Source organism: Nocardia sp. NPDC060220 (assembly GCF_042727815.1).
Classification (GTDB): domain Bacteria; phylum Actinomycetota; class Actinomycetes; order Mycobacteriales; family Mycobacteriaceae; genus Nocardia.
The window spans coordinates 1-12,710 of record NZ_JBHWZY010000097.1 but is presented as its reverse complement, the minus strand read 5'-3'; the positions used below and the strand labels follow the sequence as shown (position 1 = coordinate 12,710).

Below are 12,710 nucleotides of genomic sequence, written 5' to 3'. Positions count from 1 at the left end.
GCTCGTGCCGGGCGCCGGTGTCCCCTGGTACGCGGCGCTCTTCGGCCGCGACGCCCTGCTGGCCTCACTCTTCGTGCTGCCGTACCGCACGGTGGCGCGGTAGGGCCAGAGTTGGGCGACACCTTTCGCCACGTGTTGCGCCGCGTTGCCACCGGGGATCTCGCGCGGCGAAAACCGCGGGCCCACCGGGATTGTGGGCTGCATTCTGTCCACGCGGAAGGTGCGCCAGTCGTCGCGGTCGATATCCCAGGCGACGAGGTACCAGCGTGGGCCCCAGGTGACGAGTTCGTGCGGTTCGGTCTCGCGACGCGATTCGCGGTTGCCGCTGCGATAGTCGAATCGCAGGCGTTGACGGTCGCGGCACGCGGCCGCGATGGCGGACAACACCGCCGGATCGACATCGACGCGAGCCCGGCCGGGGGTCTGGACGTTCGAGACCTGCATTGCGTGCACCCGGTGCCGCAATCGCGCGGGCAGCACCTGCTCGAGTTTGACCAGCGCGCTGAGCGCGGTCTCGCCGATGCCGCTCACTCCGCTGATCGACGCCGTGCGCAGCGCGATCGCCATCGCGACGGCTTCCTCGTCGTCGAGCTGCAACGGCGGTAGCTGCGCGCCCGCCTCGAGGTGGTAGCCACCGTCGATGCCCTTCACCGCGCGGACCGGGTAGTCCAGCGCGCGCAGCTTGTCGACATCGCGGCGCACCGTTCTGGTGCTCACGTCCAGGCGCGCGGCGAGCTCGTCGCCGGACCACTCGCGCCGGGTTTGCAGGAGCGAGAGCAGCCGAAGCAGCCGCGCCGAAGTTTCTTTCACGAATTCGACTCTGCCAGTTCTATAGGACAGAAGGTGTCCGCTTGTGGTCATAACGTTGTCCTCATGAGCAACGAGATCATCCCGTTCCACCTCGACATTCCGCAGTCCGAGCTGGACTGTCTGCAGGCCAGGCTGACCGACGCGCGCTGGCCCGCCGAGCAGCCCGGCGCCGAGTGGAGTCGCGGTGTGCCGGTCGCGTACCTGCGCGAGCTGGCCGAATACTGGCGCACCTCCTACGACTGGCGCGCGGCCGAGGCGGAACTGAACAAGTTCGCGCAGTTCACCACCGAGATCGACGGCCAGCGCATCCATTTCCTGCACGTACGTTCGGCGAATCCCGACGCCACGCCGCTGATCCTCACGCACGGTTGGCCGGGTTCGGTCGTCGAGTTCCTCGATGTGATCGGTCCGCTCACCGACCCCGCGGCCCACGGCGGCGATCCGGCCGACGCCTTCCACCTGGTGATTCCGTCGCTGCCCGGCTTCGGCTTCTCCGGTCCGGTCGCCGAGGAGGGCTGGGATCCGGCGCGCATCGGCAAGGCGTGGGTCGAGTTGATGAGCAGACTCGGTTACGAGAGCTACGGCGCACAGGGCGGTGACTGGGGCGCGTTCGTCACGCCGGAGGTGGGGCGCGCGGGCGGTGACAAGGTGATCGGCGTGCACGTCAATGCCGCGACCTTCGGTTACATCCCGTTCGGCCCGGTCTCCGACGACGAGAAGGCGACGATGACGCCCGCCGAGCTCGCCCGGCTGGAGCGCCTCGCCCGGTTCAAGAGCGAGGGCAACGGCTACTTCACGATCCAGGCATCACGCCCGCAGACCCTGGCCTACGGCCTGCACGATTCGCCGATCGGCCAGCTCGCGTGGATCGTGGAGAAGTTCAAGGAGTGGACGTTCCCGGCCGCGGGCCTGCCCGAGGACGCGGTGAACCGAGATCGGCTGCTGACCAACGTGATGCTGTACTGGCTCACCGGCACCGCGGGTTCATCGGCCGCGCTGTACTACGAGGCCACCCACGTCCGCTCCAGTCAGACCACGCCGCTGACCACGCCCGTCGGCGTCGCGGTCTTCGCCGAGGACATCGCGATCCGGCGCTACGCCGCCGCCGACATCGTGCACTGGTCGGAGTTCGATCGAGGCGGCCACTTCGCGGCGATGGAAGTGCCGGACCTGCTGGTCGGCGACATCCGCGCGTTCTTTCGCGGACTGCGCTGAGTCAGCGGTCCCAGGGCGGTCGCAGTGACGGGTCGTCGAAGGCATCGGCTGCCTGCTGGTAGAGCTCGCCGATCCGGTGTTTCACCTGCTTGCGGTCGGCATCGGAGATGTCGGCCGAGTCGAGGCGTGACGCCGCGTTTGCTACCGCGCGGAACACCAGGGTCGGCTTGCCGTCGATGATGTCGGCGACCGGGAATTTGTAGTCGGCCTCGGTCGCGGGGTTGCCGCCCGATTCGCGATACAGGTAGATGCTCGCCATCTTCAGCGCGTCTCCGTCGGCCCATTTCAGCGCGTCGTGTTCGGCCTCGGAACCGTTCCACCGGTGGTCGCGGGGCGCCCACGGCAGGTCGAGATCGGCGGCGTTGTCGGATGCGGGTGGGACTCGATCATCGGAATGCTGAGCCATGGTTCCTCCTCGAGCGCTGGGTGGCCGAGCGGCGTCGCGACGTCATGGAGCACTGCTGGCCATGATAGCAATCGGCCGTCTACCAGTGGTTTTCTCGATCGAGCCGGCGGCGTCGACCCCTCGTCGGCGCCGCCTGGTCCGTTCAGCCGAGCGCGGCCAGACCGCGGCGATCGATCTTGCCCGTGGGCGTGCGGGGCAGTTCGTCGACGAACAGCACGTCGCGGGGAGCCTTGAAACGGGCGAGATGGGTTTTCACGTAGTCGCGCACGGTCTCGGCGTCCATCTCGCCCGCGGGCACCACGAACGCGGCGAGCCGCTGACCGAATTCCTCGTCGGGGACACCGATCACGGCCGCTTCGGTGATCGACGGGTGCCGGTAGAGCAGGTCCTCGATCTCGCCGGGGAAGACGTTCTCACCGCCGGAGACGATCATGTCGTCATCGCGTCCGTCGATGAAAAGCCTTCCGCCGGAATCGAAATGACCGAGATCGCCCGTGCTCATCAAACCGCCACGGAGTTGCTTGGACCCGCCACCGGAGTAGCCCTCGAAGGCGATGGTGTTGCCCACGTAGACGGTGCCGACCGCGCCGGGCTCGGTGATCCGGGTGCCGTCGGCGTCGTAGAGCGCGACGGTGATCCCGACCGGGGGTTTGCCCACGGTGCCCGGTGCGGCGATCCAGTCTCGCGGCGTCGCGATGGTGGCCGTACCGGTTTCGGTGCAGCCGTAGAAGTTGTAGATCACCGGGCCGAAGGTGTCGATCGCCCTGGTGCCCAACGCCGACGGCAACGCCGCTCCGGCGGTGAACACGATTCGCAGGGAGCTGGTATCGGTGGTGGACAACGACTTCGGGCCCAGATCGAGGACGCGGCGCAGCATGGTCGGTACCAGCACGACCATGTCGGCGCGATGCTCGGCGATCTGCGCGAGCGCGCGGGTGGCGTCGAACCTGCCGTGCAGCACGATCGTCGACCCCAGATTCAGCGAGAGGATGAACTGGGACAGCGCGGTGCCGTGGAACAGCGGCGCGCACAGCAGCACCGTCTGCCCGCGTCGAAGCGGGACCCGGTCGACGAATTGTGCGGCGGCCAAGGGTGATTCGACTCGTCGTGGTGCGCCCTTGGGCGTCCCTGTGGTGCCGCCGGTGAGCAGGACGAAACCGCCCTGCTGTGCGGGGGTGCCGATCGGTGGGGCGTCGGAGCGAATCACGCTGTCCAGCAGGACTATCCGTTCGGGTAGATCCTGAGCCATCGTGGACAGGGCGGGGTCGAGCACGAGTGCGCTGACCCTCTCCCGGTCCAGCACGTCACGCAACTGCGCCGCGCCGAAGCCGGTATTGAGCAGCACCAGTCGAGCGCCGAGTTTCGCGGTGGCGGCCATGGATTCGACGAGCCGCACCCCGTCGGGACAGAGCACGCCGACCGTGTCACCCGCGTCGAGGCCGCCGGCGTGCCAGGTGGCCGCGAGTGCGTCGGTACGTTGATCGAGTTCCCGGTAACTGATCCGCTCGCCGTCGCAGATCAGCGCGATGCGGTCGGGTGCGCGGCGCGCCGAGGAACGGATCCCACCGGCGATCGGGCCGAACGCGCGCATGGTGCGGGCGGTGCGCAGGATCTGCGCGGGGCGACGCGGATCGATGATCCCGGCCCGTGCCAGGGCGCGGATCTGGCGTAGCGAGGTCGTGGCGGCGCTCAACATACTCGCGGCCCCGGGTCGGCGCCCGCGGTGACCGCGAGCAACCAGGCGACCGTGCCCAGTTCGGGGACGATCTCGGCGCTGATGTGCTCGGAGAACGGCACCCGGATCATCCGCATGTTCACGCCGCGGGCGCAGTAGTCGGCGGCGATCTTGTCGATCGCCAGTTCGGCGGGCAGCAGTTGATCGGTGGTCGAATGCCACATCAGCAGCGGCATATCGGGGGTGTTCTCGGGTCTGCCGAAACTCGCGGCCGACAGCGCGGGTCGCGCGGCGGCCAGTGCGGCCGCTGGATCGGTCAGATACTCCGCCATCGGGCGGAGCAGGGTGGTCGCCACGGAGGTATAGAGACAACGTTCCCGCAGGTCGTCGGCAACCCGGCGGCCTTCCGGAGTCAGATACTGCCGCAGTTGGTCGTCGAAGTCGGGGTATTCGCGGGCCAGTCCGAGCACGGCGAGCCAGCCGGTGAAGTTGGCTTGCGGCTGCTGTCCCGAGATCGCGAACGGGGCGATCGCGACCTTGTCGCCGGGGATTCCGCCCTGCGCGCTGCCCTTGATGTCGAGCTCGGGAGCGTAGTGGCGGCGTTGCTCGGCGGCCGAGGCGGACGCGTTGCCGCCCCCGGAATAGCCCCACAGCCCCACCGGTGCGGCGTCGAGCCCGAGACCGCCGCGCTGGGCCGCGCGAATGCCGTCGAGCACCATCCGGCCCTCGCTGGGCGACATGATCGTGTTCTCTGTGCCGTCGAAATCGGTGACCACCACGGCCGCGCCCGCCGCAAGGAACTGGCTCATGATGGCCACCTCCTTCTGGATGCCCGCGCGCAGGGTGTAGGACGGATTGCACTGGCGGCCGAGGCTGTCGATCGCCTCCTGATACGAAATCAGCGGGCGCGCACCGGGACCCGGCCACGGGATGCCCGGCATCAGCACGGTGGTGGCGGTGGCGATCGGGTTGTCGTGTACGTCGGAGCTGCGGAGCAGGAGCTGGGTGGTGTGTACGGGAGCCGGGAGGCCGAGCACGTGGGTCTGCACCACCCGGCTGCGGATCACGTCGCCGTTGGCGTAGCCGGCGAGGTCGGCCGGGTCGGCGTACCAGGGGTCGTGCTGCGGTGTGGGGATCGGCACGACCGCCGGATACACCTGCGCCTCGTTCGGCAGTGGCGGCAGTTCGAAATCCTGGGCGCCCGCCGGACCCCCTGTCGCCAGCGCCGTCATCGCGAGCAGGGGCAGGGCTCGGGCGCCGAGCCGTCGGAGCCGGGGCGACCGGCAGGTGGCCGTGCTGCGCTGCATGGCATCTCCTTCGATTGGTGATGCTGATTACAGCATGACGTCTTGTTGAGAACAAGAGTTCTTGTTTATATTCGGCAATCTGTAGGCTGAGCTGCGTGACGTCGACCGACAAGAGCCAAGTCCGCTCCCGGCGCATCCAGGGCCTGGACGCCGAACAGCGCCGCGCGCGCAGGCGCGAACAGATCCTGGCCGCCGCCTTCGACCTGATCGCCGCCGAGGGCTACGTCAACACCGCGATCGAGCAGATCTGCCAGACCGCCTTCGTCGGCAACAAGGCCTTCTACGAGCTCTTCGACAGCAAAGAACACTGCTATCTGGCGTTGCTGCAGCAGCAGAGCGAACGCGCGCAGGACAGGGTCGCCACCGCGCTGTCGGAATCCCCGGGCACCCGCGACGAGGTGGTCGCCGCCGTGATCGGCGCCTTCGCCCACTCGATGGTCGACGACCCCCGGGTAGCGAAGGTGACTTTCGGTGAGGCCAGCGGCATTTCGGCGAAGGTCGAACAGCAGCGGCGCGTCAACCGCCGCTGGGCCGCCCAGTTCCTCGAAACCCTGTGGCGCGAATACGGATTCGTGCCCCCCGCGGGAATCGGCATCGACCTGCACGCCCTCGCTGTCTCCGCGATCGGCGGCCTGTTCGAAACCGTCGCCGACTGGCTCCACACCGACGCGGGCGCGACAGGCGACATCGACGTCCTGATCAGAGATCTCACGGCCTTCATCGAGATCGTGCACCTGGGACTGGCCGCCGCCGCGGACCGTTCAGGGCGCTGAGGTCGCTGTGCGGCGCCTGTGGTCAGGGCGCGAATCCGATCAGCTGTCGGCCTGCGGATTTGTCGGTGAAGGGGACCAGGATTATGCCGGGTGCGGCAATGATCTGAAAAGCCTGTCCGGATCCGAGGGGTACCGGGGATGGGTTCTCGGCGAGGTCTTCTCGCCGCCAGGTACGCAATTGCTCCCCGCTGACAGTGACCAGTTCTTCGGTGAGCAGCATCGAGTCGGACGGTTTCAGGCTGACCGATCGTGCTACGGGGTCGGCCCGTGACCGAGCTGGATCCCCACCCTCCGACAGAGTGATTCCGGTATCCCCGGAGATGGTGACGACCGTGCCGGTCGCGGGATCGAGGGCGATCACCTCGACATGGCCGGCCGTGACGGCGGCAATGCTGAGCAGTTCGGGAGAGGTGACGACCAGGTGGTCGAGCGGTGCGTTCCGGTAGCGCCAGTCGACCGACAGCGCGTCCTTGCTCACCGAAACCGTCGGTGCGCGATCGGGGTCGGGATTGGGGAGATCCCGCTTCGCGATCTGCGTGCCGGTAGCGGGATCGAGTGCGAGAACGGTGGTCCACGCGGACTCCGCATTGCGGCATATCAGGACGTGGTAGACCGCGGGGGCGGTGACCGCGATCTGCGACCCCTTCTTGTCGCAACCCTCGGGTGGGGCAGGTTCGGACCATATGTGTCGCCCGGTGCGAGCGTCGTACCGGGCGAAGTTACCGAGCGAAACGCCGAAGAGTTCGTCATCGACCAAGGCAAGCGCGGTTTCGCCGGCGGTGCCGAAGCCTCGGGCGACTCGCATCTCGGATCGGCTGTCATCGGCGAATTCGGATTCGGTCCAGAGCTTTTCGCCGGTGGTGGCGTCGAATGCGATCCACCCCAGGTGGTTCCAGCTGGTGACGACAACATTCTCGGCCGGGATGGACAGCAGTTTTTCCGCGCGGTGGAAAACACCGCTTTCGGCGGCGTCCGGCCGTAGGTAGTTCCAGCGGAAAGTGCCCGTCGCTCCGTCATAGGCCGTGATGCCGGCTGTGGTGCCGACGACGAAGCCGGGACCACCGACGACTGTGCTGCTTCCTTCCTGTAGGTCCATGCGAAATCGCTCCTGCCCCAGTCGATTCGGGATCGGCGGTGCGACTACCGAAGCGGCGGTGCGATGGTCGACGGACCGGTCGTCGTCACCGACCCGCAGCGCCGCGCCGGTGGCAAGCGCGCACAGCAGCAGGCCGATCGTGGCAGGCACCGCGATCGTGCGCGTCGTCGGTGTGAAACGTGGTGCGACGGTGAGGGGATAGCAGAGGGCAAGGATGCCGAGGCACACGAGAACCCAGGCGGCGAGCGCGGTGGGCAGCCGGGGAAAGGCTGTGTAGTGCTCGAATATCTGCTCCGTGACGGACGGAACGTGCAGTTGCACTGTGCGCCCGATGGCGACGGCCGAGACCAGATATATCGTCACGCCGGGGTTGCCGAAACCTGCGGCGCGCAGTCGTCGCGCCGCCAGGAGAACGACAGCGACGACGAGCAGTGCCGCGCCGCCGACCACGATGGCCGACATTCCCAGGGCATCGGGTAGCTCGGCTGGAGCATCGTCTTGTGGCGTGACCGGGTTCGCAGCGGCGAGGAACCGACTGTAGAGGCCGAGCGTGACGCCCCCGATCAGTACCGCGGTACCGAGGGCTGCGGTCAACGTTGCCAGCCGCGAACAGTCCGGTAGCCGTGGCAAAGACGTAGTGCGGCTGTTGTTCATCGACCCTCCCCAGCGATGGTGCGACAGAGTCGCGTCCTGAGGATAGCGGGCTCACGGCTACCCGACCGTTCGGCGTCAGTACCCGCGGACTCGTCAGCGGGGTGCTGGCCCGCCGGGTGGCGGGCCGCCCGGCGCGCCGTTGCCCGCGGGCGGCGAGCCCGGGAAACCATTGTCGGACTGGGTGTTCTGGGATTTGGCTGCTACGCCGATGGTGAGTGCGACGGACAGGCCGGTGGCCGGGGTGCCGGTGACGGTGGCCAGTTCGGCGTCCCAGCCGTCGCCGAAGACGCCGTCGGAGGCGAGGGTCACGCCGGACAGGTTGCGGGTGCTGTTCACGTAGCCGGAGTCGGCGTCGAAGACGGCGGTGCACGCGTCTTGGGGGAGGGCGATCTGGGAGGTGAGGCGGGCGTTGTCGCCCGCGACCGCGGTGGCGAGGGAGTCGTAGACTTCGAAGTGGATGTGGGGCCAGCGCCCGGCGTAGCAGGCGGGGAAGATCGAGGTGAACCGTACGGTGCCGTCGTCGTCGGCCACCTGGACACCGCGCAGGTAGTTCTGTTCGGTGGCGCCCTCGGTGTAGAGGGAGTACCGGCCCTCGCGGTCGCAATGCCAGACGTACACCGCCATTCCGGTGCCAGCCGCGTTCTTCACGAGGTCGCGCAGATTCAGCGTGAGTGTCATCGGAACACCCTGGGCGGTACCGGAATACGCGCCGAAGCTGGTGGTGATATCGGAGCGCACCACACCGGATTCGATCAGGACATTGGGTCCGTTGGAACCGTCACCCGGGTAGGGGCCCGCCGTCTCCTGCGGTGCCGCGGCGGGTGTTTGCGCTGACGCGGAGGTGGCACTGCCGGCCGAGCTCGTGCTCGTGCCGGAGCTGTCGGTCGCGGCCGCGCAACCCGCCGCCGCTGCCGCGACCCCGGCGACGCCGAGGAAACTCAGCGCTCGCCGCCGTGACATCACTCGAAGATCGTGCCCGAGTCCCAGATCGTGCTCGCCCATAGCTGCTCCTTCGCTGCCTTGTTGCCGACCACGCTAAGCAGGTGGACTGCGCTGGGACTGCGAAGACGCTGGGAGTCAGCTGGGAGTCAATCGGTGACGTAACCGTTGAGGCTGTTGCGCAGGTCGGTGAGGACCGCGCGGGCGGCGGTGAGCCCTGTGGTGTGCCAGATCTTGTCGTCGACCGCGAAGACCCGCTTGTCGGTCGAGGCGCCCAGTTCCTCGAACTGGTCGGAGCGCAGGACCTGTTTGCCGTGTTTCTCGCCGTCCGGGCCGTCGAACATCACGTAGATGACGTCGCCTTCGGCTTTGGTGGCGAGGTCGGCTTCGGTGATGTCGAAGGACGGTCCTCGCTGGGCGGTCGGACGCTGGACACCGACATCGGACAGGACGTGGGCGGCGAAGGTTTCGGCGCCCTGGACCTGCGTGGTGTCGGCGGTGAAGCGCAGCACCGAGGCTTGGGACTGGCGCGCGTTCAGTGCGGGGCCGAGGTCGTGCGCCTCGGTGAGGTAGTTCTGCAGGGCGGTTTCGGCGGCATCGTTGCGGTTCATCCCCGCGGAATAGGCGGCGAAATCGGACTGCCAGCTGCCGCCCGCACCGATCAGCACGGTGGGGGCGATCTTGCTCAGCGCCTCGTACCCGCCCGCGGCCGGTGCGACGTCGCCGAGGATCAGATCGGGCTTCAGCTCGGCTATGCGAGCCGGATCGGGCTGACCGATCGGTCCGATGCTGGGCACCTTCACCACGCCGTACCCCAGGTACATCGGCTGCGAACGGTCGCCGTCGAGGGTCACCGCGCCCGCGACCCGCTCCCACAGACCGACCGCGCAGGCCGCGTCGAGCGCCGAGGTGGTGAGCACGACGATGCGTTGCGGGTCGGCGGGAACCTGCGAGGTACCGGCGGTGTGAGTCACCGTTCGGGTGCCGCCGGGGCCCGCGTCGGGCGCACTCGGCAACGGGCACGCGGTCGCGGTGTCGCGATCGGCCCCGACCACGCCCGCACCGGCGATATTCGTGGTGGTGCGGATGATCGTGCTCGCGTCGTCGTGCTTATCCGCGCATCCCGCGGTGAACACGGCGGCGCACAGCAACGCGGCAGCCACGACGAAGCCGCGTGAGCGGACGCGCCCGCCCTGCTCTGCGGTGCGACGGAATCGGGTGCGGTTTCGGACGCTCGCCAGCATGCGCACGAGGGTACTGCGTAGCCGACGGCGTGAATGCCGCGGGCCGAGCTACCGGCGGCTCGCGCGCCGGAAGCCGACGGCGGCGGGCACGGCGAACACCAGGAGCGCGGCGCCGGACCAGGCGAGGGTGAGCAGCAGGGGTACGGCGATGGGACCCTTGTCGGACAGTCCGCGCATCGCGTCGACGGCCACCGACATCGGCTGGTAGCGCACCACCGGCTGAATCCAGGTCGGGAAGGCGACGAGCGGCACGAATCCGGTGCTGAAGAACATCATCAGCGAGGCCAGGATCGTGATGCCCTCGACCAGTGAGGCCTTCGCGCTGTAGACGGCGACGGCGGTGACCATGGTGGCGAAGGCGAGGCCGAACACCACGGGGATCGCCAGGAATACCAGGCCGGCCAGTGGACCGTGGTGGAAGCGGAAGCCGAGCAGGTAGCCGACGATCAGCACCGTCACGGTGCCGAGCAGGATCCGGCAGCCCTCGGCGAGGATGCGCGAGATCAGGCCCGACGCGCGATGCACGGGCAGCACCCAGAATCTGGCCAGCAGACCCGCGTCGCGTTCACGCCCGAGCAGCACGCCGCTCGCGACGGCGCCGGACAGCGCGCCGACGAGGGCGACCATCGGCACCGAGCCGTAGAGGGCATCGTCGCCGGTGAACTTCTCGATCTGACCGCCCACCACGATGTTGAGCATCACCAGCAGCAGACAGGGGATGAGCAAGGTCTCGAGCAGCGTGACCGGGTTGCGTGCCCAGCGCACCAGCAGCCGCTCGGTCTGGATCAGTGTGTGCCGCAGCAGCGACACCGCCGAGGTCTCCGAGTGTTCTGCCATCAGGCCCTCCTGGAACTCAGCCGGATGGCCACCGGCGCGCAGATCGCCAGCATCGCCGCAAGCCAGAGCAGCGACGGGGTCACCAGCGACCAGGTCACCGTCCCGGCGTTGCCCTTGGTGTCACCGGCCAGCGCGCGCAACACGATCGCGAACTGGGAGACCGGTTGATTGCGCACGAACCACTGGATCCACTCCGGGAACTGGCTCGCCGGTGCGAGACCGGTCGAGAGCATGCCGAAGATCAACGGGGGCAGCAGCAGCGCCTGCGAGGTGGCTTCGGGGCTCTTGGACAGCGTGCCGATCACATCCGCGCCGAGGGTCAACGCGAGTCCGATGAGTACCGAGAATGCCAGATAGCCGAGGGTGTGCGCGGCGTCGAGCCGGAATCGGAAGCCGATCACATAGCCCGCGGCGATCCCCGCGGCCAGCGCGATCAGCAGCCGGAACAGGTTGGCCGACATCCGCGCCGCGACCGGAACCAGCGGGCGCAGCGGCATCGCGCCGAAGCGGCGGTTGAGGCCCGCCACGGAATCGGTGGCCGAGCGGAACGCCGCCGAGATGGCGGTGAACGCGGCGGCCTGCAGGATCACCAGCGGCATCATGTATTGGGCGTAACTGCTGAAACCGTTGCCGGAGAACGTCATCACCGTTTTCAGCGGGATGTAGAAGCTGGCCGTGAAGGCCGCGGGCGCGAGCACCGAGGCGAGGAACTCGCCGGTTTTGATCGAGGGCACGATCAGCCGGGTGCTCAGGACCCACCACTGCTGCACCGTCTCCGGTGTCGCGCGCACGGAGGTGTTCCAGGTGATGGCGGTCATGGGGTGGCCGCCGATTCGTCCTCGGTCGAGGCGAGGTGACCGGTGAGCTGCAGGAACACATCGTCGAGTGAGGGCCTGCGCAGGGCGATGTCGACGAGTTCGACCGAGGCGTTGTCGAGTCGCCGCAGGGCCTCGGCGAGTGTCTTGGCACCGTCGGGCGCGGGGATGGTGATGCGATCCGATTCGGGAGTGAGCGCGGCCAGGTTCTCCGCGGGAAGCAGCGAGCCGAGCGCGGCGACGATGGTGGGTAGCCCTTCCAGATCCAGCGGCACGATCTCGCAGTAGCTTCCGCCGGTGCGGTGTTTCAGCTCGTCGGCGGTACCGGAGGCGATCACCACGCCGTGGTCGATCACGATGATCTGGTCGCTGAGCGCGTCGGCCTCCTCCAGATACTGAGTGGTGAGCAGGGTGGTGATCCCCGCGGTCTTGAAGCTGCGCACCAGATCCCAGACGCCCTGTCTGCTGCGGGGATCGAGGCCGGTGGTCGGTTCGTCGAGGAAGACGACATCGGGTCGCACCACGAGACCGCACGCGATGTCGATGCGGCGCCGCATGCCGCCCGAATAGGTGCCGACGCGCCGATTCGCCGCCTTCTCCAGATCGAATTCGCCGAGTAGTTCCCTTGCCCTGACCTGCGCCGCCGGTTTGCGCAGCCCCATCAGCCTGCCGAACATGACGAGGTTCTCGTAGCCGCTGAGCATGTCGTCGAGCGCGGCGTACTGCCCGGTGAGCATGATGCGTTTGCGCACCGCTGCGGGGTCGGCGACGACGTCGTGGCCGGCGACCACCGCCCGCCCGCTGTCGGGCGTGACGAGGGTGGACAGGATGTTCACCATCGTCGTCTTGCCCGCGCCGTTGGGGCCGAGGATGCCGAGCACCTCACCGGGGGCGGCCTCGAAATCGACGCCGCGCAGCGCGTGCACGTCGCCGAAGGAC

General features: G+C 68.2%; 12 protein-coding genes. 2 read left to right on the top strand and 10 right to left on the bottom strand.

Features of this window, described 5'->3' with window-relative positions; genetic code table 11:
* A partial coding sequence (locus ACFWF3_RS07685; RefSeq protein ID WP_379312930.1) for a helix-turn-helix transcriptional regulator occupies positions 1 to 810 on the bottom strand: 810 nt, incomplete at its 3' end.
* A gap of 63 nt (positions 811 to 873) precedes the next feature.
* On the opposite strand from ACFWF3_RS07685, the gene ACFWF3_RS07680 reads away from it, so the two are divergent.
* Positions 874 to 2,025: an epoxide hydrolase family protein gene (locus ACFWF3_RS07680; protein ID WP_379312929.1), complete on the top strand. Its 1,152-nt coding sequence runs from the start codon at positions 874 to 876 to the stop codon at positions 2,023 to 2,025.
* Between the two features lies 1 nt (position 2,026).
* Here the strand turns inward: ACFWF3_RS07680 and ACFWF3_RS07675 are convergent, their stop codons facing one another.
* The 3 genes from ACFWF3_RS07675 to ACFWF3_RS07665 all read right to left on the bottom strand — a co-directional run bounded on the left by ACFWF3_RS07675 (position 2,027) and on the right by ACFWF3_RS07665 (position 5,413).
* Positions 2,027 to 2,431: a hypothetical protein gene (locus tag ACFWF3_RS07675; RefSeq protein WP_379312927.1), complete on the bottom strand. Its 405-nt coding sequence runs from the start codon at positions 2,429 to 2,431 to the stop codon at positions 2,027 to 2,029.
* Positions 2,432 to 2,573: 142 nt separating this feature from the next.
* Entirely contained in the window at positions 2,574 to 4,127 is a 1,554-nt protein-coding gene (locus ACFWF3_RS07670; RefSeq protein ID WP_379312926.1) for an AMP-binding protein, read from the bottom strand.
* The gene (locus ACFWF3_RS07665; RefSeq protein WP_379312925.1) at positions 4,121 to 5,413 is read right to left on the bottom strand and encodes a lipase family protein; all 1,293 of its coding nucleotides are present in this window, start codon (positions 5,411 to 5,413) and stop codon (positions 4,121 to 4,123) included. The genes ACFWF3_RS07670 and ACFWF3_RS07665 overlap by 7 nt, the downstream gene beginning before the upstream one ends.
* A gap of 95 nt (positions 5,414 to 5,508) precedes the next feature.
* Between ACFWF3_RS07665 and ACFWF3_RS07660 the strand changes: the two genes are divergently transcribed.
* Positions 5,509 to 6,186, top strand: coding sequence for a TetR/AcrR family transcriptional regulator (locus tag ACFWF3_RS07660; protein ID WP_379312924.1), 678 nt, complete (start codon positions 5,509 to 5,511; stop codon positions 6,184 to 6,186).
* Positions 6,187 to 6,208: 22 nt separating this feature from the next.
* Here ACFWF3_RS07660 and ACFWF3_RS07655 read toward each other — a convergent pair whose 3' ends face one another.
* From ACFWF3_RS07655 to ACFWF3_RS07630, 6 genes are all read right to left on the bottom strand, one after another.
* Complete coding sequence (locus ACFWF3_RS07655) at positions 6,209 to 7,936, bottom strand: PQQ-binding-like beta-propeller repeat protein (RefSeq protein WP_379312922.1); 1,728 nt, start codon at positions 7,934 to 7,936, stop codon at positions 6,209 to 6,211.
* A gap of 93 nt (positions 7,937 to 8,029) precedes the next feature.
* On the bottom strand, positions 8,030 to 8,938 hold the full coding sequence (locus tag ACFWF3_RS07650; RefSeq protein ID WP_379312921.1) for a dioxygenase: 909 nt from the start codon (positions 8,936 to 8,938) through the stop codon (positions 8,030 to 8,032).
* An 86-nt stretch (positions 8,939 to 9,024) separates the two neighbouring features.
* Positions 9,025 to 10,119, bottom strand: a complete 1,095-nt coding sequence (locus ACFWF3_RS07645; protein ID WP_379312920.1) for an ABC transporter substrate-binding protein — start codon at positions 10,117 to 10,119, stop codon at positions 9,025 to 9,027.
* A gap of 48 nt (positions 10,120 to 10,167) precedes the next feature.
* Positions 10,168 to 10,956, bottom strand: coding sequence for an ABC transporter permease (locus tag ACFWF3_RS07640; RefSeq protein ID WP_378991521.1), 789 nt, complete (start codon positions 10,954 to 10,956; stop codon positions 10,168 to 10,170).
* Positions 10,956 to 11,774 (bottom strand): ABC transporter permease, encoded by an 819-nt coding sequence (locus ACFWF3_RS07635; RefSeq protein ID WP_379312918.1) that lies wholly within the window; start codon positions 11,772 to 11,774, stop codon positions 10,956 to 10,958. The genes ACFWF3_RS07640 and ACFWF3_RS07635 overlap by 1 nt, the downstream gene beginning before the upstream one ends.
* A partial coding sequence (locus tag ACFWF3_RS07630) for an ATP-binding cassette domain-containing protein (RefSeq protein WP_379312917.1) occupies positions 11,771 to 12,710 on the bottom strand: 940 nt, incomplete at its 5' end. The genes ACFWF3_RS07635 and ACFWF3_RS07630, both read right to left, overlap by 4 nt.